17 protein-coding genes are annotated in these 22,043 nt (G+C 70.5%); 9 read left to right on the top strand and 8 right to left on the bottom strand.

From position 1 onward, the window contains the following. Positions 1 to 34: 34 nt before the first annotated feature. On the top strand, positions 35 to 3,115 hold the full coding sequence (locus WMF29_RS19120) for an ATP-binding protein (RefSeq protein WP_437330217.1): 3,081 nt from the start codon (positions 35 to 37) through the stop codon (positions 3,113 to 3,115). On the opposite strand, the gene WMF29_RS19115 is transcribed toward WMF29_RS19120, so the two are convergent. Both WMF29_RS19115 and WMF29_RS19110 read right to left on the bottom strand, forming a co-directional pair. Beyond that, positions 3,067 to 3,825, bottom strand: a complete 759-nt coding sequence (locus WMF29_RS19115) for a hypothetical protein (protein WP_437330216.1) — start codon at positions 3,823 to 3,825, stop codon at positions 3,067 to 3,069. The two genes, WMF29_RS19120 and WMF29_RS19115, sit on opposite strands and share 49 nt — an antisense overlap. 123 nt (positions 3,826 to 3,948) lie before the next feature. Further along, positions 3,949 to 4,824, bottom strand: coding sequence for a DNA-formamidopyrimidine glycosylase family protein (locus WMF29_RS19110; RefSeq protein WP_437330215.1), 876 nt, complete (start codon positions 4,822 to 4,824; stop codon positions 3,949 to 3,951). Between the two features lie 169 nt (positions 4,825 to 4,993). Between WMF29_RS19110 and WMF29_RS19105 the strand changes: the two genes are divergently transcribed. Beyond that, positions 4,994 to 6,244, top strand: a complete 1,251-nt coding sequence (locus tag WMF29_RS19105; RefSeq protein ID WP_437330214.1) for an AgmX/PglI C-terminal domain-containing protein — start codon at positions 4,994 to 4,996, stop codon at positions 6,242 to 6,244. A 56-nt stretch (positions 6,245 to 6,300) separates the two neighbouring features. On the opposite strand, the gene WMF29_RS19100 is transcribed toward WMF29_RS19105, so the two are convergent. The 3 genes from WMF29_RS19100 to WMF29_RS19090 all read right to left on the bottom strand — a co-directional run bounded on the left by WMF29_RS19100 (position 6,301) and on the right by WMF29_RS19090 (position 9,877). Continuing rightward, positions 6,301 to 7,908, bottom strand: a complete 1,608-nt coding sequence (locus WMF29_RS19100) for a PAS domain-containing protein (protein WP_437330213.1) — start codon at positions 7,906 to 7,908, stop codon at positions 6,301 to 6,303. Positions 7,909 to 8,103: 195 nt separating this feature from the next. Next, a complete protein-coding gene (locus WMF29_RS19095; protein WP_437330212.1) occupies positions 8,104 to 9,276 on the bottom strand; it encodes a PAS domain-containing protein in 1,173 nt (390 codons plus the stop codon). Between the two features lie 193 nt (positions 9,277 to 9,469). Further along, complete coding sequence (locus tag WMF29_RS19090; RefSeq protein WP_437330211.1) at positions 9,470 to 9,877, bottom strand: helix-turn-helix domain-containing protein; 408 nt, start codon at positions 9,875 to 9,877, stop codon at positions 9,470 to 9,472. A 274-nt stretch (positions 9,878 to 10,151) separates the two neighbouring features. Between WMF29_RS19090 and WMF29_RS19085 the strand changes: the two genes are divergently transcribed. The 7 genes from WMF29_RS19085 (at position 10,152) to WMF29_RS19055 (ending at position 17,954) form a co-directional block, all read left to right on the top strand. Next, positions 10,152 to 10,913, top strand: coding sequence for a hypothetical protein (locus WMF29_RS19085; protein ID WP_437330210.1), 762 nt, complete (start codon positions 10,152 to 10,154; stop codon positions 10,911 to 10,913). Between the two features lie 90 nt (positions 10,914 to 11,003). Further along, positions 11,004 to 12,395, top strand: a complete 1,392-nt coding sequence (locus tag WMF29_RS19080; RefSeq protein WP_437330209.1) for an RNA polymerase sigma factor — start codon at positions 11,004 to 11,006, stop codon at positions 12,393 to 12,395. After that, positions 12,392 to 13,483, top strand: a complete 1,092-nt coding sequence (locus tag WMF29_RS19075) for a hypothetical protein (RefSeq protein WP_437330208.1) — start codon at positions 12,392 to 12,394, stop codon at positions 13,481 to 13,483. The genes WMF29_RS19080 and WMF29_RS19075 overlap by 4 nt, the downstream gene beginning before the upstream one ends. 137 nt (positions 13,484 to 13,620) lie before the next feature. Continuing rightward, positions 13,621 to 14,763 (top strand): hypothetical protein, encoded by a 1,143-nt coding sequence (locus WMF29_RS19070; protein ID WP_437330207.1) that lies wholly within the window; start codon positions 13,621 to 13,623, stop codon positions 14,761 to 14,763. A 990-nt stretch (positions 14,764 to 15,753) separates the two neighbouring features. Then, entirely contained in the window at positions 15,754 to 16,395 is a 642-nt protein-coding gene (locus tag WMF29_RS19065) for a hypothetical protein (protein WP_437330206.1), read from the top strand. Between the two features lie 117 nt (positions 16,396 to 16,512). After that, entirely contained in the window at positions 16,513 to 17,154 is a 642-nt protein-coding gene (locus tag WMF29_RS19060; protein WP_437330205.1) for a hypothetical protein, read from the top strand. A 77-nt stretch (positions 17,155 to 17,231) separates the two neighbouring features. Next, the gene (locus WMF29_RS19055) at positions 17,232 to 17,954 is read left to right on the top strand and encodes a hypothetical protein (RefSeq protein WP_437330204.1); all 723 of its coding nucleotides are present in this window, start codon (positions 17,232 to 17,234) and stop codon (positions 17,952 to 17,954) included. 63 nt (positions 17,955 to 18,017) lie between these two features. On the opposite strand, the gene WMF29_RS19050 is transcribed toward WMF29_RS19055, so the two are convergent. The 3 genes from WMF29_RS19050 to WMF29_RS19040 form a co-directional block, all read right to left on the bottom strand. Further along, the gene (locus tag WMF29_RS19050; protein WP_437330203.1) at positions 18,018 to 18,872 is read right to left on the bottom strand and encodes a hypothetical protein; all 855 of its coding nucleotides are present in this window, start codon (positions 18,870 to 18,872) and stop codon (positions 18,018 to 18,020) included. 408 nt (positions 18,873 to 19,280) lie between these two features. Next, positions 19,281 to 20,069, bottom strand: a complete 789-nt coding sequence (locus WMF29_RS19045) for a hypothetical protein (RefSeq protein ID WP_437330202.1) — start codon at positions 20,067 to 20,069, stop codon at positions 19,281 to 19,283. Positions 20,070 to 20,162: 93 nt separating this feature from the next. Continuing rightward, on the bottom strand, positions 20,163 to 22,037 hold the full coding sequence (locus WMF29_RS19040) for a serine/threonine protein kinase (RefSeq protein ID WP_437330201.1): 1,875 nt from the start codon (positions 22,035 to 22,037) through the stop codon (positions 20,163 to 20,165). Positions 22,038 to 22,043 lie beyond the last annotated feature (6 nt).

Genomic DNA, 22,043 nt, shown 5'->3' with positions numbered 1-22,043 from the left:
CTCGTGCACCAGGTCTTCTCTCGAAGATCTGCCCATGTCCACGAGCGCCATGACGAGCACGAAGCCGCATCCGCGATCGGAGGGCGAGCAGGCGCTGCCCGCGAGCGCCGACTTCCGCGCTATTTTCGAGGGGATCCCGGGAAACTATGTCGTGCTCCGTCCGGACTTCACCATCATCGCCGCGAGCGATGCCTTTCTCCGGGCCGCGAACACCCGGCGTGAGGAGCTCCTGGGTCGCAACGCCTTCGATGCCTTCCCGGACAATCCGGACGATCTGCAGGCGACCGGTACGAGGAACCTGCGCGCCTCGTTCGAGCGTGTGATCCAGACGGGCGCCCCGGACAGCATGGCCGTGCAGAAATACGATATCCCGCGCCCCGAAGCGGAGGGAGGCGGCTTCGAGGAACGGTACTGGAGCCCCTTGAACTCGCCCCTCCTGGGTCCGGACGGCAAGGTCGCGTACATCATCCACCGCGTCGAGGACGTGACCGAGTTCGTCCGGCTGAAGCAGCGCGGGATCGAGCAGGCACGGCGCACGGAGGAGCTCAAGACGCGGGCGGAGCGGGTCGAGGCCGAGGTCTTCCTACGGGCACAGGAAATCCAGCGCGCGAACGAGCAGCTCCGCGTGGCGAACGAGCAGCTCAGCCGGCTCGACGAGCTCAAGACCAGGTTCTTCTCGAACGTGAGCCACGAGTTCCGGACGCCGCTCACGCTCATGCTCTGCCCGATCGACGAGCTCCTGACCGGCGCGCCCGGCAGCCTCACCGGCAGGCAACGCGAGCTCGTCGAGCTCGCGCGCCGCAATGCGCGGCGGCTCCTCAAGCTCGTGAACAGCCTGCTCGACTTCGCCCGGATCGAGACGGCCCGCATGCAAATGGTCTACGAAGCGCTCGACCTCTCGGCGCTGACCGCGGAGGTGGCGAACGCGTTCCGCGCGACCATGCAGCGGGCGGGGCTCCGGCTCGTGGTGGACTGCCCGCCGCTTCCGGAGCGCATCTACGTCGATCGCGAGATGTGGGAGAAGATCGTCCTCAACCTGGTCTCGAACGCGTTCAAGTTCACGTTCGAGGGCGAGATCGCGGTCTCGCTCCGGTGGGGCGGCGACCACGTGCTCCTCGAGGTCCGCGATACGGGGACGGGGATCCCCGCCGACGAGCTCCCCCGGATCTTCGAGCGCTTCCACCGGATCCAGGGGGCGCCCGGGCGGAGCCACGAGGGCTCCGGCATCGGCCTCGCGCTCGTGCGGGAGCTGGTCCGGTTCCACATGGGCGACGTCCACGCGACGAGCGAGGTCGGCCGGGGCAGCACGTTCACCGTCCGCATCCCCGCCGGATCCGCGCACGTGCCTGCGGAGCGCACCGGCGTGGAGCGGGAGCTCGGCGTGACGGCGGTGACGGTCCAGGCGTTCGTCGAGGAAGCGTCGCAGTGGGACGCCGAGGCCGCGCCGTCGGCGGAGCTGCCGCTGGGGTCACCGGCAAGCGCAGGACACGCGCGCCCGGCGGAGGGCCCCGCCGGCCACGTCCTGCTCGTCGAGGACAACCCCGACATGCGGAGCTACCTCCGGGACGTCCTCGCGATGCGGTGGACCGTGGAGGCCGTCGAGAACGGCGAGGCGGCGCTCTGCGCCGCGCGGGCGCGCGTGCCCGATCTCGTTCTCAGCGACGTCATGATGCCCGGGATCGACGGGTTCGGCCTCCTCGAGGCGCTGCGCGCCGATCCGAGGACGAGGCTCGTCCCCGTGGTGCTGCTCTCGGCCCGATCCGGGGAAGCGTCGCGCGTGCACGGCGCCGAGGCGGGCGCGGATGATTACCTCGTCAAGCCGTTCTCGGTCCGCGAGCTGCTCGCGCGCGTCGGCGGGCGCATCGAGATCGCGAGGCTCCGCCGCCAGGTCGAGGATGCGCTGGCCAACGCGGATCGCCGGAAGGACGAGTTCCTGGCCATGCTCGCGCACGAGCTGCGCAACCCCATGGCGCCGATCTGCGTGGCCGTGGAGCTCATCCGGCGGAGGAGCCCCGGCGGGCCGCCGGACCCGCACGTCGAGGTGATCGCGCGGCAAACGAAGACCTTGATGCGCCTCGTGGACGATCTGCTCGACGTGTCGCGCATCACCCGGAGGAAGATCGAGCTCCGCAAGGATCGGATCGACGTCAAGGCCGCCGTGGCGCGCGCCGTGGAGTCGACGCGCGAGCAGATCGAGGCGCGGCGGCACCAGCTCCGGGTCGCGCTGCCGAGGGCCGCCGTCCACGTCCTCGCGGACCCAGTCCGCCTCGAGCAGATCCTCGTCAACCTGCTCACCAACGCGTGCAAGTACACGGATCTCGGGGGCCACATCGGGGTGACGGTCGAGCAGCGCGGGGACCAGGTGGAGCTGCGCGTCCGCGACGACGGGATCGGGATCGCCAGGGAGGTGCTGCCCCAGGTCTTCGAGCTGTTCCATCAGGCGGATCGCAGCCTCGATCGGGCGCCCGGCGGCCTCGGGATCGGGCTGACCATCGTCCGCGATCTGGTCGCCCTCCACGGCGGGACCATCGAAGCGACGAGCCCGGGGCTCGGGCAAGGCAGCGAGTTCATCGTGCGCCTGCCCGTCGCGGCGGACGAGCGCGCGCCCGCGGCGGCGGACGAGCGCCTCCCCGCGGCGGCCGTCGGGACGGCGTCCGCGCCCTCGAAGAACGCAGAGCAGCCGTCTCCGGCGGCCAGGAAGCTCCGTGTCCTCATCGTCGAGGACAACGTGGACGCGGCGAGCACCCTCGCCGACGCCTTGCTGGCCCTCGGGCAAGAGGTGTGGATCGCCGGCGACGGCCCGCGCGCGCTGAGGGCCGCGGCGGAGCATCGGCCCGATCTCGTGCTCCTCGACATCGGGCTCCCCGGGATGGACGGCTACGAGGTGGCGCGCCGCCTGCGGGAGGCCGGGCTGTGCTCGGGCGCGCTCGTCGCGCTCACGGGGTATGGGCAGGCGTCGGACCGCCGCCGCGCCGAGGCGGCAGGGTTCGACGCCCACTTCGTCAAGCCGATGTCGCTGGACGCGCTCGCCGGGGTCGTCGACGCTGCCGCGGCGCCCGGAGCCCGTCAGGGCGCCGCGGACGGCGCCGGCGCGAGCCCGAAGACGCGCTCGTGACGGGCGCTCACGTGGCACCCCATGCAGGAGGCGACACGGCCGGCGGAGGTCACCTCGCCCGCGGGCGTGACCGTGCCGTAGACCCAGCCCGCGTCGGTGCCGGGGGTGTCCGGCGCGACTTTGAGCACCACGTAGGCGCCGGCGAGGCGCGACGCGCGGTAGACGCGATCGCCGTCGCGCAGGATGGGATCGAAATGATCCGTGGCGTCCGGCGGGGTGGCGCCGGCGCCCGGGAGGGCGGCCGCCGCGCCGTCCTCCACCAGCTCGGGGACATAGCTCTCCTTGATCAGGACCTGCCCCACCGGCTGGGCGACGGGCGCCTGCGCGTCGACGAGCGGATAGCGATCGCGGTGCTTGGCGAACACCGAGTAGAGCTTGCGGGCGTGGCCGCCGTCCTCGGCGGCGCTCATGCGGACGCGGCCGGGCAGCGGCATCCGGCAGAGCCAGGGCGCCCAGCGGAGCTCGTCGTCGACGCGCCCCCACGGCTTGTAGTCGCGAAAGGCGGCGGCGATGAGCGGGGCGAGGCGGGGGTCGAGCTCGGCCTCGGCGGTGCCGGTCTCGGGCGGTGAGCCCGGCGCATCTGCCGAGGAGGAGGAGACGGGGGCCGGAGGGGGCGTTGCGCTCCCGGCGTTGTCCGGGGTGATGGGCTCGTCCAGGGTGTTGCTGCACCCGGGCGCGAGCGCGAGGATCAGGAGCAGGGTGAGGCGCATGGAGCGGATCGTACGATCGGAGCGCCGGAAAGGTCTGCCGGGCAGCACGGTTGCGCGCGACGCGCGATCGCCGGGGGTGCTGGCGTTCGCGCACGTCGCGGCGCGGCCCGCCGGCGGCCGAGGTCACGGCGCGGACGGAGCAGGCCCGGCCGGCGGCGGCGCGGCGCGGGTCGGCTGGCAACGGGGACAGAAGTAGGTCGACCGCATCATCATCCCCTGTCGGCGCATCTGGACCGCGGCGCCGCAGTCGTAGCAGGCGTACCCCTCGCGGCCGTACACGCTGACCGGCCTCCTGCGGTCTCCGCCGGCGCGCGTCGTGCGTGTGGTCATATAATGTGCGGTCGGACCACGGTACGCGCTGGCGGCGTCCCGCGGCTCGACATTGCTTTGCAGGAGGCTGCGGCCGACGTCGAGCATCGCGGAGAGCTCCTCGTCGGAGTACGCCCGGACCGGGGCGAAGGGGTCGAGCCGCGTCCGGAAGAGGAGCTCGCTCTTGTAGATGTTGCCGATGCCGGCGACCACGCGCTGGTCCATGACGGCGATGCCGAGGGGCACCTCGTCGAGGGCGCGCAGGCGGCGGAGCGCCTCGGCGGCATCGAAGGCGTCGCCGAGCAGATCCGGGCCTAGGCCGCCGAGGAGGCGATCACCGCGCAGGGCGCTCGCGCGGAGCAGGCGCGCGACGGGCGCGCGGAAGCAGACGGCGATGTAGCCCTGGACCGCGAGGATGGCCGACGCCGTCGCCTCGGACCGCTTCCAGCGCTCGCCCTCGCGGTAGAGGTGCCAGACCCCGCTCATGCGCAGGTGGGTGTGGAGGACGGTCCCCTCGTCGAAGAAGATCAGGAGGTTCTTGCCGCGCGCCTCCACGCGCTCGATGCGACGGCCGACGAGCCAACGACACGGCTGGTCGCTCCGGGGCAGCTCGAGCGCGACGACGCGCGCGCCGGTGAGCGCGGGGCCGAGGGCGGCGGCGATGCGGAAGAGGGTGTCGCCTTCAGGCATGAGCGGTGTTTTGAAGCTCTGGTACGGACCGGCCGGATCGCAAGGGGCACGAGCGGAAGAGTCAGGCCCTCACCGCATCGCCAGCCTCGCTTCGCGCTCGCCTGGACAGGTATGCTCGCATCCTCGAATCGCGGCGGTTCAGCGTCGCGCCCCTGGAGAGAGCCCCTCGATGCCTCACCCGACCTGGTGCCCCGTCGTCCTGCTGGCAGCGTCGCTCTGCGCGTGCGCCGCGCCTGCTCCCCCGCGCGCCCCGACCGAGCGTCCGATCGCCGTGACCGTGGCGCCCGCGGCGCCGCCCGTCGCTCCAGAGGCCCCGCCCGACGCGGCCTCGCCGCCGGAGGTCGAGATCCGAGGCCACCAGGTCCTCCTGGACGGCCGGCTCGTCGGCGACGCGAAGAGCATCGCCGAGCTCGGCCAGCTGACCAAGGTCGATGAGCTCTTCGAGCAGCTCCAGGCGCGGCGCGCCCGCGAGAGCGACCGCGGCGCGCCCGCGCAGGGCGAGATCGCCGTCGCCGCGGACGAATCGGTCGCCTGGATCGTCGTCGAGAGCGTCTCCCGCACGGCGGCCTTCGCGGGCTACCCCGTGGCGCTGCTTCGCACCGGCCCGGGCGGGCTCCGTTTCCGCACGCCCGTGCCCGGATCTCCCGGTGAGGACGCCTCGGAGCCGCCGTGGCTCGAGATCGCCGTCGATGTCCGCGAACGCGACGTGGAGGTGAGCCTCTTCGAGCTGACCGTCTCCCCGCCGAGCGCCTCGGAGGGCGGCGGGTTCGTCCGGACGCTCGTGAAGCGCGAGGCGGTGGGCCCGCAGCGGGAACGCGCCTCCGCCGCGCTCTCGGAGCTCGCAGAAGCCGCGTGCGCGAAGGCGCCGCGGACTTGCCTCGACCGCATCGGCCTGCGCGCCGTGCCATTAGCGAGCCTCGCCGACGTCAAGGAGGTCCTGTCGACCACGCTCAGCCGCGCGCGGCAATGGAAGGGGCGACAGCCGGCCTCGACGCCGGAGATCCTCATGCTCCGAGCCCTCCCCCGCGAAGGCAAGTTCACCGGGCCGCCAGGGGCGCCGCCCTCGTTTCGCGCGCTATCGATGGAGGTCTCGGGCCGGCTGGCCCCCGAGGAGATCCGGAGCGTCGTGCGCGCCCGGTTCGGTGAGCTGCGCAAATGCTACGAAGCCGGGCTGCGCCGTGATCCCAACCTCGCCGGCCGGATCTCGGTGCGCTTCGTCATCGGCAGGGACGGCAAGGTGACCGCGGTCGCCGAGGGCGATCTGCCGAACAGCCCCGCGCCGTCGCCCGCGAGCGCGCCCATGCCGGATCGCGCGGTCGTGAGCTGCGTGCTGCGCGAGTTCGAGAAGTTCACGTTTCCGGCGCCCGAGGGCGGCGTCGTCACCGTGGTGTATCCCATCATGTTCTCGCCGAGCTCGTGACGCCGGCGCGGTAGCGCGAGCGGCCGTCTCGCGCTGCGCGGACGGCTCCGCCGTGCTCAGGCCTGTCGATCGACGCGCGCGCGCGGGGTGATCGCATACCCCTTCCGCGCCAGCGCGTGGCGGAACCCGGCTTGCAGGTCCCGGTGCGTCGCCAGCTTGCCGAACTCGATGCCGAGCTCGATCACGGTGCGGGCGATGCTGGGCGAGGCGCCGACGACGCTGCACTCGGCCCCGAGCAGCCCCGCGGCGCGCGTGGCCTGGAGCAGGTGGTTGGCCACCGCGCTGTCGACCGACGTGACGCCGGTGATATCGATGATGACGAACTCGGCGTGGTGCCGCTCGACCGCGGCGACGAGCGACTCCACGAGCTGAGCGCCGCGCGAGCTGTCCATCTGGCCGACGAGCGGGACGACGAGGATGCCCGGGTGGACGGGGATGCTCGGCGTCGAGAGCTCCTGGATGAGCTCGAGCAGCCGCCGCTGCGTCTCCAGGAGGATCGACTCCTGGAGCTTCGCGTCCTCGATCTTCTTGCGCTCGGTGATGTCCTCGATGAGCCCGAGGAGATAACGGCCCTTGCCCTTGGCGCCCTCCATGGGGATCCACCGGGCGTGGCCGATGCGGTCCCCGAGGAGCTTCGACGGGATGCGGATCTCCGGCACCTCGACCGGCACGCCCCCCGCGAGCACGGCGCGGCTCTCGGCGTCGATCTTCGCGGCCAGCGCCTGCGGCAAATAGTCGACGAGGCGCTTGCCGATCAGCTCTCCCGGCGCGTGCCCGTGGAACTCCTCGAACCTCCTGTTCACCCGCACGTAGCGGAGATCCGCGGCGTCCTTGACGAAGAGCAGGAGCGGGAGGTGCTCGATGATGCCGTCGAGGAGGACGCGCGTGCTGTCGAGCGACGCTTCGGTCGCCCTGCGCTCTGTGACATCGTCGTAGACCACGGCGACGCACTGATCTCCGACGGGGAACGTCCACGTCGTCATGACGCGCGTGCCCACTTCCTGGGGGAGGACCAGCTCGCTCTCGTCGGTCCCGCCGCTGCGGATCAGCTCCGCCAGGCGCTGAGGAATGCCGAGCTGCCGAAGGCTGGGGACGCTCTCGTCCATGGTCCGGCCGAGCATCGCCGCGGTGGGCCTGCTGGCGATCCGCTCGGCAGCACGGTTCATGTAGACGTACCGGAGCGACCGGTCGTCCGCCGGGGCCTCGAGGGAGAGGAAGGTGCAGCCGAGGTGCATCGCCTCGACCACCTGCGCGCACCGGCGCTGGTGCTCCCGGACGCGGCGCTCGCCCTCGTCGACGAGGCGGAGCAGCGCGCCGCGGCCGCCGCCGATCGTGCAGGCGAGCCCGCGAAGCACCCACCGCGGCGCGCCGGGGCCCTGGTCCGGGAGGTCGATGTCGGCTCGATCGACCTCGCCCGAAAGCAGCGCCTGGATCCGGGCGACGTCGGCGGCCGCGGGCGCCAGCGACAGCAGCACGCGATCGCCCTCCGGCGACAGCGGCAGGCTCGGCGCCCCGAGCCCCGCCAGGAGGAGATCGAGCTGCTCGTTCTTGCACAGGACAGCGCCCTGCGCGTCGATGACGAGCGCGGGGTCGTCCAGGGCCTCGATCAGGAGGCGCGGATCGATGCGGAGAGTCTCTGCTCTGTCTTCGGCTGTCGTGTGCACGCACCCACCCCGTGAGCCCGATGCGAGGCCGAGCGCGGCTCTCGCTGCTGAACGGTCATAACCGGCGCATCATCGCTCCGTTCCCGCGCTTCTGCACCCTCCGGTGCGCCGCATTCGCCGAAAAAGGGAGATGGCGGCGCGCCGGAGGCGCTCTCCGGCGCCGCAGCGAGCTCGACCGTCGCTGGGGCCGCCCCGTCAGCTCGCGGTCACGCCGGCGCGGTTCTCCTGCGGCGGCTGCGGCGCCATGCGCCGGATACAGTAGCTCAGGGCTGCTCGCAGATCGCGCTGCGTCGCGATCGTCGAGAGATCGAGCCCCAGCGCGACCATCGTCTGCGCGACGTTCGGCTTGATGCCGGCCACGATGCCTTCGGCGCCGAGCAGGCGGATCGCCGCCACGAGCTCGATGAGATGGCTCGCCACCTTCGTGTCCACCACTTCGACCCCGGTCAGATCGAGGATCGCGAATTGGGCTTGTTTTTCCGTGATGCGCGCGAGCAGCGAGTCCATCATCTCGGCCGTCCGCACGCTGTCGACCACGCCGATCATGGGGAGCGTCAGCACCCCATTCCACACCTCGATGATCGGCGTGGAGAGGTTGCGAATCACCTCCTGCTGCTTCTCTATCTGGGTGATCCTGGCCCGCAGCTCGTCCTGCGCGCGCCTCACCGTGGTGACGTCGAGCGAGAACCCGAGCACCGAGTCGACCTCGCCGCGCCTGTTGAGCACGGGGACGACCCAGCTCTCCCAATGGACGCCGTGCGCCGTGTTGTGGTCATGGGCGATCGCGCCGGCGAGCGCTCCCCGCAAGATGATGCGGTCTTTCTCGGGATAGAGCTCGAGCAGGTTCTTCCCGAGGAGCTCGCCCCTCGCGAGCCCGGCGGCATCGAGCCCCTTGCCGTCGTGGTAGATGACGGTCCCCTCGGTGTCGATCGCCCAGATGACGACCTGGAGGTTGTCTGCCAGACCGTCGAGGAGCCGCTCCTTGAGGCTCGGCTCGGCCGGGCTGCTCTCGCGGTCGGCGTCGGCCTGCCGCAACGACCCGTGGATCGTGCCCCCTTCGGACGCCCGGCTCGCGTTGCACGTCAGGCGCCGGTAAGCGCCCTGGGCGTCCATCAGCCGCACATCGACCTGCACCGGCTCTGTCTGCTCGTTCAGCCTGGTCCACGCAGCGGCGAAGTTGGATCGATCGTCCGCATGGACGAGCGCCGCGAGCGAACTCCCATCCTGTACCCGAGCCCCCAGCGCCTGACGGAGCGAGCCGCTCGCATGCAGCATTCTCCCATCGACGTCCGCGATGAAGAGCATCTCTGGGCAGGACGCGAAAAATGTATGAAGCAGCGCCGAAGTGGCGTCCTTTTCGTTCGCCATAGACTCCCTCCCCTACGTCCCCCCTAGACACGATGGCTTGTATCAGAAGCGCACCGAGGTTGGAAGCCGCGCTCGCGACTTGATGCCGTGCTGGTGCGATGGGTAACCGATGGCCTCGAGGTTCACCGCCGGCGCCAGCGGATCGGTTGTCGCGCCCTTGCTCGGTGAGCCCGTACCGTAAGATTTTTCCTGGTCAGGCCAAGGTCACGGAGCCTGCCCGGAGCCGCCGTGCGACCAGGGTGCGGCCGCGGAAGAGCGGGGGCGGCAGCGGGATGGTCGGCGGACAGGGCATGCAAGCGTGGTATTGCGCCGCAAATGCCTTGGAGAAGTTCGACGCGGAGGAATACCCGGACGAGAGCGCCACATCCATGATGCTGCGGTCCGGCTCGTACGCGAGCCGCAGCGCCGACTGCTCGAGCCGCCTCCGGGTGATGAACCGCCCGATCGGCTCGCCGACCGCCGCGTGGAACACCCGGTGGAAGTGGAACTCGCTGAGGCGCGCCGCGCGCGCGACGTCTGCGACCGTGATGGGCCTCTCGAGGTTCGCGGCGATGAAGCGGAGCGCGCGCTCGATCTCGGGCCGGTGGGCGGACTCCGTCACGACGACCTCCGCGAGGCGGCAATCGCGGCCGCGAGCGGCGTGCCCGGAGCGCGTGGGCCTTCGAATCGCATGCCCGCATTCTAGAACGGCTCCGGCCGGAGAGGCGCTCTCCGGCGGTCCGAGGGCGGGCACGCGGCGGTCGACGCTCCAGCGAGCGAAGACGGCGGCGTTCGCTTCAGAGGTCGCCTCGAGATGCGGCTGGCTGGTAGGGTTGCGTCGCCATGGATGTCGTCTCCCCCAGCCCGCTCCGGGGCCAACCCGAGCTTCGCTGCCGATGAACCCCACCCTCGATCTTCTCGACCTCAATGTATCCTACGCTTACACGAGCGCTGTCCGGCTGCTCAGCATGGACAGGGTAACGCCCTTCTGGCCCGATCTCGGGCTCCGCATCGACGACGTCGAGCCGGTGAAGACGGCCGCGCGCCGCTGCGTCCGGGCGGAGATCGCGATCGAGGCGCTGGACGACGAGGAGCGGGACTACGAGGGCATGATCGCGGTGCACATCGCGGCGTTCCTCGCCGAGGTGGAGCGCTCCCAGGGCACGGCGGCTGCGGCGCAGATCCGCGCGTGGGTCGAGGAGCGCTACTTCGTCCTCGACCGGCTGCCGGACTGGCGGACCATGTGGCAGGTGCTCGTCGTGTGGCTATCGCGCCGCAAGGAGCACCGCGTCGCGCGCTTCGGCCTGCCGCTCGACAAGATCGCCAAGCTCCTCCAGATCGCCCGAGCCTGGGCGGAGACCGAGGACGCGCTGGAGCGGCGCATCGACGAGGCGGAAGCGCTCCCGCTGGAAGGATGGGACGCCGAGGCCTACGCGGCGTACCGCGGCGACGACTCCGACCTGAGCCCCCTCACCGCGCTGTCGCAGCACCTGTGCGCGCTCGAGTTCGAGCGCACCTGGGGGGCGATCCGGCGGCTGCTCGGCCCGGCGGAGATGGACGCGCTCGACCGCTGGGGTCAGGCCGAGGTGCTGGCCCACATGGAAACGATCTCGCCCCACTCGGCGCGGATCCCGCCAGAGAGCCGCAGCCTGTCGTGAGCGCGACGCTCGCCGCAGGAGCGCCTCCGTCCCGTGCGCCGGGCCGTGCGTTTTCCAAACAGACCCGAAGAGCTCCCCGCAATTCTGGGTATGAGCACCCACGTTCCTCCCGCCGCTGACGCTTCCCGCACCGCTACCTGGAATTCCGTCCACACCGCAGCGATCGAGACCCTCCCGCGCTCGCTCCGGCTCCTGGGGGTCGCCGCGCCCGACGTGGAGGACCTGGTCCAGGACGTCCTCCTTGCGGCGTACGAGAGCCTGGATCGGTTCGATCCCGATTACCCGGCCTCCGCCTCGTCGTCGCCTCCGCGCGAGGCGGACGCGGCCGGCGATCCGCCGCAGCGGGATGGCCGGCGCCCGCGCGGCAGCGCGGAAGCCCGATGGCTCTTCGGGATCGCGTGGCGGAAGGTCAGCAAGCACCTGGAACGCGCCTACCGCCGCCGCGAGGTGCCGGACGGCTTGCACCCCGCGCCGCGCGGCCAGGCGGTCGATCCCGCGCCGAGCAGCGAGCAGCGCGTCGTGGAGCGAGAGCGGCTGGAGCTCGCGATCGACGTGCTGAGCACGATCGCCCCCGAGCGGCGGGTCCTGCTCGTCCTGCACGAGGCCTGCGAGGTGCCGATCGTCGAGATCGCGCGCGAGCTCGGCATCAACTACAACACCGCCGCCAACCGGCTGCGCCTGGCCCGTGAGGACTACCGCGCCGCCGTCGCGCGGCTCCGCCCGGACCAGCGGGAGGCGCTGCGCGCGTGCTGGCTCCCGTTCCCGCTGGCGTCGGAGTTCCTGGCGCGCGACGGCGGCGCGAGCGCCACGGAGCGGGCGGCACCGCCGCCGGCCCCCGCTCCGCCTGCGGCCCCCGCGCCGCCGCCGCCTGCTCCGCCTGCGGCATCCGCACCGCCGGCACCGCCGCCGGCAGTGCCTGGGCCACCGGCTCCGCCCGGACCGCCGGCACCGCCGCCGCGTTCGCCTGTCACCTCGACGCTGCCACGGGGACCTGGCCGGATCGCCCTCGTCCTCGGGTCGGCTGCGGCGGGCGTCGCCGGAACGGTCGCCGTGCTGCTCGCCCTCGCGCGGCCGCCGGCCCTCTGGGCTCGCCGCTTCGGGCCGGTGCTGCCCGAGCTGCTTCCCGCGCGCACCGCCTGCCTTGCAGCGACGCCGCAGCAGGAGGCGCCGGAGCCGGTGCCCGTCGCCCCCGCGCCCGAGGCGCCCCACCGCCCGTGCCCTGCTGCTCCGCGGGCGGCGCCACGGGCCATCGAGGCCAGCGAGCGCGATGACTCGCTCGCGGAGGAGCTGCGGCTGCTCACCGCGGCGCGAGAGCGCCTCACCGCCGGTGATGCGACCGGGGCGCTCCGGCAGATCGCGGTGCACGAGCAGCGGTTCCCCGGGGGGCAGCTGAAGAACGTGCGGGAGCGGCTTCGCACGGTCGCCCTGGCGCGCCTCGCCGCGCCGAAGCAGGGCGCGCCGGGGAGCGAGCCGTCGCGATGAGCGGGCGCTGCGCCAGACCGAGGCTCGGCGAGCGCCTGGCCCGGTGCGGCATCGGTCCGCGCGGGGGCGCGAGGTGGCTGGCGCGCGCCGTCGCCGCGGCCACGGTCCTGCCGAGCGTCGCCGCGGCACGCGCGGCGCCGGATCTGCCGCAGGCTGCGATGCGGCTGGAGGTCGTGCGGGGCCCCGGCGCCGAGGGCTGCGCCGACGAGGCGCTCCTGCGCGCGGAGGTGGCGCGCGGGCTCGGCGGCGATCCGTTCGAGGACGACGCGCCGCGGGTGCTCACGGTCCTCATCGCGCAGGAGGGGCCGGAGCTCACGGCCTGGATGGCACTGCGCGAGAGCGAGGGCGCGGGCGAGACGAGCTGGGCCGAGGGGTTCAGCACCCGGCGCGGCTGCGCGGAGCTGATCTCCGGCGTGGCCCTCGCGATCGTGGCGCAGATCCTGACCGCGCCGGAGCGGGCGTCACCGCCCTCCGAGCGGCCGCCGTCGCCCGAGCCGTCGCCGCCGCATTCACCGCCGGTTCCGCAGGCGCACCGGGCCGAGGCGCCACCGCTGCCGGAAGCGACGCCAGCGCCGAAAGAACGCTGGCGGCTGGAGGCGGGGCTCGGGGCGACGCTCGGCCTGGGGATCACGCCGGGGGCCGCGGCTGGCATGACCCTATCCATCGGCGTTCGCCGGCCCGACTGGTCGGTCGCCGTGGAAGGTCGGGGGCTCGTGTCCCTGGCGCAGGAGGTGAAAGAGATGACCATCAGCACCAGGGCCTTCACGGCGGCTGGTGTGGGCTGCCTGCACGGCCATCACCTTTTCGGCTGCGGGGTCGCGACCGCCGGCTTCGTCCGGTTCGTGCCCCGGCATCCGTGGGACATGACGGTACGTGACGACCGTCTGTTCAGCGTTGGAGCGCGGCTTGGTAGCGCCTGGGCCTTCTCGGACAGGTGGAGCGCGCATGGATACGCCGAGGCCAGCGCAATCGTGGCGGACGCGGTGCTCCGGCGCCAAGGCGGGCATCGGGAGATCGCTGGATCCATCCGATGGTCCTCGCCTCCGGTCGCCGCGGCGCTCGGACTCGGTGTCACGGCGACGTACTGAAAGACCTCGTGGAGCCCGGCTCTCCTCGCCAACGACGTGAGAAATTTCAGAAGGAAACCACAATGCTCGGTGCCATCGATTCTCTCGTGAAATCTGCCCGTTGTGAACGCGTGCCAGCTCTACGTATCTTGTCCGGCATGCGAACCTTTATCCCCCTGCTCGTAGGATCCCTCTTCTTGCCTGGCTGTTCCGGAGAAGATCCGACCGTCTACGGTCCCTGTCAGCCGCAGGAATATGGCCTCCCAGGTTGCCCGTGGCCCGAGGAAGGCGGCGGTGGGGCCGGCGGCGAAGGTGGGGGCGGCGGCGGAACCGGCGGAGCCGGCGGGGCCGGCGGTGGCGACGAGACGGCCTGCGCCGGCGATTGCGTGCCACCGGCGCCGCTCGGCTGGTTCGGCCCGGCGCTCCTCTGGTTCGGCCCGCGCGACCAGGTGCCGGACTGCCCCGCTGCCGCGCCGAACATCGGCTACGAGGGGTTCGCCGATCTCGCGCCTGCACCCCTCGCCTGCGCGGCCTGCTTGTGCGATCCACCTGCCGCGGCCACCGCCTCGTGCCAGCTTCCGCTGGGTTGGTCGGCGAATGCTTCTTCGGCGTGTCCCGGCGACCCCGGCGGCGTCAGGACCCCCTTCGCGGCGCCCGACGGCTGGGACGGCGCCTGCACCGCCGCGAACGCGATCCCCGCCGGCCAGGACTGCGGCGGGAAGCCGTGCGTGCAGTCGGTCTCCATCGAGGCGCCGATCGTGACAGCGACCGGCGCGTGCACGCCCAGGGTGGACGACCCGCCGCCGCCGGCGCTCCGCGATCCGTGGCAGACCCGGGCGCTCGCCTGCGTGCCCGGCGCCTACACGGAGTGCCTGGGCGACCGGAGCACCTGCATGCCCTCGCCCGAGCAGCCCGGGGTCCCGCCGCCCGGCGGCTTCCTGACGTGCATCTTCCACGAGGGCGACGTGACGTGCGAGGAGCCGTACCTCGACCGGCACGTCTTCTACGGCGGCGCCGAGGACACGCGCGGCTGCTCCGAGTGCGGCTGCGGGGAGCCGGAGGGCGCGTCGTGCACCATCAAGGCCTCCGTCTACAGCGACGGCGCATGCGGGAAGCTGCTCGCGTCGAACGTCGTGAGCTCGACGACGCCGTTCTGCGGGGTCACGCCGCCCGGCGTCGCCCTCGGCAGCAAGTCGGCGGAGGTCGTGGCCGTGGACCCCGGCGGCTGCGCCCCGAGCGGCGGCGAGCCCACCGGCGAGCTGCTGCCGGCCGAACCGTCGACGTTCTGCTGCCAGGCATAGGGCCGCGAGGAGAACAGGCGATCATCGCCCCGCGCTCGGCAGCAGCTCCACCCGATCTGCGCGCTCTCCGCGCTCCTCGTCACGGAGGGCGACGACCAGGGGGTGTGCGAGCGGCCACGAGCCGACCGTCGGCCGACCGCCTCACGTCCCAGAACGCCATCATCGACCCGGGGAGCGTGCCGCATTCCTCGGCCCGAAGCCGCCACATGGCCGCGTAGGCCCGGACGTCCGAGAGGCGGGCGGCTGCGCGCCAGGGAATGGGTGCGCTGCCAACGAGCGTTTGCGGCGTGAGCCGCACGAATTGTTCGGCGTGCCCACGTATTCCCTGGAAGCGAAGCGAGATCGCCCGCGACCGGCCGCGCCAGTCATCGCTTGCACGCGACGTCCCGGACATCACGCGCGTACGTGGGTGACCTCGCTCGCAACGCCCGGCCGCGTCATGCGCACGGATTCATCGAAGAACGACGGCCTTCCCTGTATCATCCTGCCTCCTGTTATAGGCAAACGCGAGCCACCACCAGATGCCCTTGGAGCAAGAGCCTATGACCGCAGCACGTCGTCGTTCGAGGACAATCCGTCCCAGCCTCGCCCAAATCATCTCCGCGACGGTACTATCCCAGGCCGGATGCACGATCTTCGACGAAAAACCAACACAGACGTGCATGGATCCATCCCCCGAGTGCCAAGCGCTGTGTGCATCAGAAGACCGACGCCCTCAGCTGATCAACTGCATGAGGACGACACCGCTGCAGAACCAATTCGTGAACACGATAAACGCGAAGACATGCAATCAATGGCGCGAAGAACTGCAGCCCATCAGTGGTCCCGCTCTGAAGATTACCCCTGAAATGATTGGAATAACGCCGATCAAGAAGGATCCCTGCTACTACTAGCCAATGCCGCCCTAGAGACCCATTCACGGATCCATCTCCGCCATTCAAATAACGCTCAATAGACGATCGAGATCGCCGCGCCCCTGAGCTTGGACACATGGAAACATCGCCGAAGCCGATGACATGGATTGCATTGGGATCCATCTCGGCCGCCGCCTTGGTAGCATACAATCTGGGAATGAGATCGGTAGCGAACGACAGCCGGTCTCAATCGCACCAGGACGCCGGCAGCGAGGGCGATCCCGATCTTCGGTCAACTGTGAGCGCCACCCAGAAAAGGTTGGCCAGCTGCGAGAAGGCCCTCCAGCGTCGCGGTCCACATCTTCAGAAGAGGGAGAAAAAGCTCTACGCCAACGAAGGCAATCCCACACCTCCACCTGAGCCAGAGCTTCCGAAGCAATGCATCATCGCGATGCAAGCGAAGGAGCAGAATATGGTGGCCGCGAACTGTGAGGACTTCAGAAGACATTTTGATGCGTACAAGGCCATCCTGGGCAGCAATGCGATTGACTGCGAAACCGTGCTGAGTATTCGAGACCTTGCTCGGATGCAATACCAGCTTTGCATTCTCATTATAAAGGTCGACGAGGAACTTCGCGAACAATATGCGACAAGCGGCCCCATCGCCATCGACGCGGTGGAGGATGCCTACGCAACCAAGAGCAAACACGGCGACATCGACGACATTGATGAGCTTGTGAAGAACCCAGAGTGCATAGCCCGCATGCAGACCAAGTGACTCGAACATGCTTCACGAGGCCGTTCATCTCGCGGGAGCCATCGACCCGCTGTTAAAACGGGCCAGGACCGCCGTTCTCGCGCATGCACCAGGACTTCAACCTGCAACGTTCGACACATGGGAACATCACCGAAGCCGATAACATGGATTGGATTTGGGACCATCGCGGTCGCGGTGCTGGCGGCGGCATTCCATTTAGGAAGAATCTCGGCAGAGAGCGACAAAAAGCCTCAAGCACGCCATGATGCCGCGAGCAAGAGCGACTCCTATCTTCAGGCGACCCTGAGCGTCGCCCGGAAGCGGTTGGCCAGCTGCGAAAATTCGCTCCAGCATCGCGATCCACAACTTCAGAAGAGAGAGAGGATGCTCCGCGGCAACGAAGACGAATCCGCTCCTTCACCCGAACCAGAGCTTTCGGAGCAATGCGTCATTAGGTCGCTGGCGAAAGAACTGCATGGGATGGCAACGAACTGTAGGAACTTCAAACGGCAATTCAGCGCATACGAGGAAATACTGGGAAGCAGCACGATCGACTGCGAGACCATCTTGAGCATTCGAGATCTGGCCCAGGCGCAATACTCCAAATGTATCGCCGTTGCAAGATCCTTCGAGGACGCGTCGCAGCCAGATGTCACGAGCAGCATTCTCGGCCTCGATGCGATGGAAAGCGCCTATATGTTCAGTAGCGAATTCGGAGACGTTGATGTCGACGAGCTGGTGAAGAACCCTGAGTGTATAGCCCGCATGCGGACCGAATGAATCGTGCCAATTCCGCACCGCCGTTCATCTCGCGGGAGCCATCGGCCCGCCGTTCGAGCACGCCATGGCAGCTGTTCGTGCGCGCGCTGTCAGGGCTTGGAGTGTTCTCCCTTGCCGCTTTGACATCAGCGCAAGAGCAACGGTCCCCAGAGAAATTCCACTGGGACGGCCTCTACCTCAGCGGCATTGTTCAGACAAAGCTCCCCCATCTTGCGAGAATCGGAGCCACATATGACGGCGGAACAGCTCCGGGGGCGGTCCATACCGTCATGGTGAGCTTCGGGCAGACCGCGAGTCCCACCCAGGAGCTCAACATCGGGTACTTCATCGGCGTTGGAGTGGGCAAGGAGAACATGTCGACGATAGAAGACAAGAAGCTGGGGATCCACGCTACGTACGAGGCCGGACCGTTCCGGGCGAGCGCGGCCACGAGCTTTCAACTCTACCAAGTGATCGGCGCCGTTCTTCCCATGTTCACCACGACCTTGAGGCCGCAGGGGACGCTTGTCCGGACCACGCACGTCGATCTGTTCCTCGGCGGAGACGTCTATTCCCGTAACCTGAACGTTCAGCTCGGCTTCACGTGCGGATTACGGTTCAGGGACATAAGAATCTTCGATCGGAGCATGGATGGACTCCTGTCGATCACGGAAATGAACGCTTGGACCAGCGTTCCACCGCATGGAACCCTCTGGATGGCCTACGTCGAATCGCGCCTCGGGATCGTCGTCGATCTGGAGCCCGACGAGGGAGACAAGGAAGAAAAGCGCGACCGGATCCGTGAGTATGGGCAGCTCTGATCAGTCGCGCCTGGGACGCCGCTCGCCTTGTCGCTCGCGCTCAGGCCGGTTGCGGAGCGATGCTCAGGGCGTCTCTCCCCTCGCGTCGTCCGCGATCGCCTCCGGCTCCTCCTCCAGGGCCTCCTCGACGGCTTGCGCCGAGGACGCCCGCGAGAGCAGGCGCGGCGTGACCGACTCGAAATCGTCGCCGTGGAAGTAATACCCCACCTTCCGGAGCGCCGGGTGCCGACGCAGGAGCAGCGTCCACAGCCGATCTCTCGCGTCCTCGGCCGCGTTCTTCTCCTTCTTCTTGACCTCCACCCGGGCTCCTGCCGGGGTCAGGTTCTCGAGCAGCCACTCGCTCGTCCGCCGGAGCTTCTCGATCTCCTCCCTCGTGAACGGGTGGAGCCCCTTGAGCTCGCCCGCGTGCTGCGTGAACAGCGCCGCGAGCTCCATGCCGTCCCGCGCCATATCGTATTTCCCCGAGCCGGCCCGGATCTGCGCGACACGCTCCCTGTCGAGGAGGCCGCGCCGGGCGAAGAGCTCTGCCTGCGTCAGGAGATCTTCGCGCGGCCCGCCGATCTCCTTCAACGCCTTCTCGATCTCCTTCGGGCCCGCCGCCCGGGGCAGCGCCTCGCGCACGGCGAACAGGAGCGCCCGCGCGAGGTCCGGCAGCTCCAGGAGCTCGTCGACCGCGATCCTGGGCAGGTGCTCGCGCACGGCCTTCACCTGCTCCTTCGTGCCGAGCACCGCCGCGACACCGCGCTTCACGTTGACCAGCACGAGGCGCGGATCGGCGCGGCACGCCTGCACGTCGTCGGGCGGGAGCCCCGCCCCGATCGGCAGGTAGTGCCTGTACAGGGCCTGGTAGCTCCGGGCCCCCTCCTCTCCCCTGGCCTTCGCCGGGGACTTCTCGGGTTGAACTTTGGGTTTCGCCATGGTCGCCGAAGCTACCAGGCTCAGCCAAGAGCCTGGAAGCCCTCCGGCGCTGGACCTCCAGGCACGAAATCAGGCACCCCTGCCTGCGCCGGAAGGCACGCGACCGCCGGAAGAGGCAGGTTTGTATCTCAGACCACACCATGCCCCTTCTCTCGCAGCCCATCGTGGGTGCCAGCTCACACCAAAGCCCGACAGAACAGCCTGATCTGCCTGATTTTTTGCTTCCGGCCGCGCTCCCGGAGCAACGGCTGTATACTGCCTTACTCCTGGATGCTGCCTTGCAAGCCCTGCTTCACGGCGCCCGGCCTCCGGGGGGCCCCCCCGCCGGGACGATGAGTCCGCCTGGTCACGCGGCGTCGCAGGAGCAGGCGCCGAGGTCACCCGGTGAGGCGCGCCTACGTGGTCGCCCTAGGCGCGCGCCGCCGGCCGGAAACGGGCGAGCAAGGAAAGGGGCACCTCGGGCAGCGGCGGAGGCACGGGCTCGCCGAGGGCCAGGAGATTCAGCGTCTCCTCGGTGAAGTGCCCCGCGAACTGGCGCCGCCGCGCGGTCAGCCACGCTGCGACGGAGGCGGCGCTCTCTTCGCGCGCCGCCTGGATGTCGGCGATCTCGTCGGCGTCGAGCGGCGCCGTGGCGATGAAGTCCTGGACCGTCTTGAGGACCTCGCGGAACCGCGCGAGCTCGGTCTGGATGCCCTCCGCGACGAGCGCAGCCCACGTGACCTGATAGGCGGGTACCGGCACCTCGCGGAGATGCTCGATGCACCGGACGCACGCCTTGGCGCGCCACGTCCGGCTCGGGCGCTCGATGGGCGCGCCGAGGTAGTCCTCGAGCTCCTCGCGGTCGTCGGCATCGGCCACCCTCGCGGCGGCCGAGAGCGCCCGCGGTTGCCACCGGTTCGCGAACCGATCGAGCTCGGACACGAGCTCGGGCAGGTCGGGGTCGCGCGGGGGCCGCAGGGCGCGCCATCGACGCCACTCCCCGAACGAGCGCTCTCCCCTCACGACGCTCGCGCAGTAGACGCCTTCGGCGTGAATCTCCGGCGTGTAGTCCGCGAGGAGCGCGCGCGTCTGGATCTCCGGAAGACGCACGACGTAAAGGAACGCGCAGACGCGCGTGAGCTGCTCGCGCGCCGACAGGCTGAGCGCGGGCAATTCGAGGTCGCAAAGCGGGGTGCTCGGCGCGGGCAGAGAGGCCATGATCCCGAAAAGATACATTGGACTCTCCCGGTCGCAACAGCGCGTCCGTGCTCGCCTCGCGCGTGGTTCGGCTCGTTCCGCTCGTTCCGCCCGTCAGCGGCGCACAAGCGCCTCGCTCCCCGCCAGCGTGCCGCCCAGGGTCCCCCATCGCCCCGCGAGCTGTCGGCCCGCGATCGCGTAGCTGACCACCCCGACCTGCTGGCTCGGCGACCAGCCCACGACGAGCTGATCGCCCGAGCGGATGCCTACCCCCTTGAGCGCGCCGGTGCTCAGCGCCCACGTGACGGCGTATGTCTCGCCCGTGGGCACGATGACGACCGTGCCCTTGCGAGCGCCGTCGACGATCCGGTAGCTGCCGACCAGCCCTTCAGGGCCCTCCAGCTCCTCGGCCATCACCTGGCCGGGCCGGTCCGTGGCGATCCACTGCCCGTGGAGGCGGCCGCCGTCGATGCGGTAGGCGGCCGCGCCGTAGGGCCCGCCGCTCGCCCATCCCACGGCGAGCGTCTGCCCCTGCACGAACGCGATCCCCTCGTAGCCCGCGCCCTTCGTGATGATCCAGGCGATGCGGTAGGTGTCGCCGCTCCGGGAGAGGAGGACGTTGCCCGTGTAGCTGCCCTGCCCTCCCGGGTTGCGCGACGACACGATGTCGTAGGTGCCGGCCAGATCGACGTCGCTGCTCGCCGCGGCGCTCGATGGCCTGGCCGGCGGCGTCGGCGCCCCACCCGTGGGCGCGTCGCCCCCGCCGTACACCGGCGCCGGCGGCGCGCCGGCGGCGCGGTCCGCCGCGCGGAGCCGCTGGAAGGCCAGGAAGCCGCCGAAGGCGAGCGCGGCGACGGCGACAAGCCCGCCGCCGGCGATCGCGAGCAGCAAGCCCCAGGGCGCCCTGCGCGGGGGCAACGCCGGCACCGGGACGAGCGTGCCGCCGGTCATGCCGCCGACGTCGGTGCGGGAGACCCCCGGCTGGGTCGGCGCGGTGATCGGCCCGGAATGGCCGGAATAGACCGGGGGTGTGGGCATGGAGGGCACGGCCTGCAGCGGCGCGGACCTGTGGGCGGCCGCGGCGAGCACGGGATCGAGCGCCGCCATGGCCTGCGCCGCGTCGGCGAAGCGAGCGCGGACGTCGCGGGCGAGGCACCGGGCGAACCAGGCGTCGAAGCCGGGGGGGATCAGGTGCGCGCAGCCGAGCTGCGCGGCGCGGGCGGACGGCGGATCCAGCGGGCCGAACAGCACCTCGCGCATGAGCGACATGACCGAGGCGCTCGGCCCACGGCTCGGCTCGATCCAGTAGACGCGCGCGGTGAGCAGGTAGAACGCGAGCAGCCCGAGCGCCCAGACGTCCGACGCCGGGACGACCTGCGCGGCGAGCTCGGTCTGCTCGGGCGCCATCCAGAGCGGCGTCCCGACCGACGCGGTGACCGACGTCGTCGCCCGCGCCTCGGCCACGATCTTCGCGACGCCGAAGTCGAGCACCTTCACCTTGAAGCGGACGTTCTGCTGCCGCGGCCGCGCGATGAAGATGTTCTCGGGCTTGAGATCGCGGTGGACGACGCCCGCGCGGTGCGCCGCGCCGAGCGCGTGGCACAGCTGCCCCATCAGCTCGCGCACCTCGTCGGGCGGCAGCGCGCCGCGCTGCGCCATCACGGCCGAAAGGTCGGCCCCGTCGAGCAGCTCCATCGCCAGCCAGGGCGTCTGCGTCGCGGGATCGACCCCCGCGGCGACGACCTCGACGACGTGATCGCTGTCGATCCGCGCCCCTACCCTCGCCTCCTGCTCGAAGCGCTCGCGGAAGCGCGGGTCCTGCGCGAGCTGCGCGTGCATCAGCTTCACCGCGCGCGGCTTGCCCGTCGAGAGCTGCTCGGCGACGAACACGGCGCCCATGCCCCCCTGGCTCAGGGGGCGGACGACGCGGAAATCGCCCCCGAGGACGGTGCCGGGAGCGAGCGGTGCGGCTGTCGTGGGGTCGGCCATGGCGAA

Origin of the sequence: Sorangium sp. So ce381, from assembly GCF_051473845.1 — a bacterium.
GTDB lineage: Bacteria > Myxococcota_A > Polyangia > Polyangiales > Polyangiaceae > Sorangium > Sorangium atrum.
This window is presented reverse-complemented; position numbering and strand designations above follow the sequence as displayed.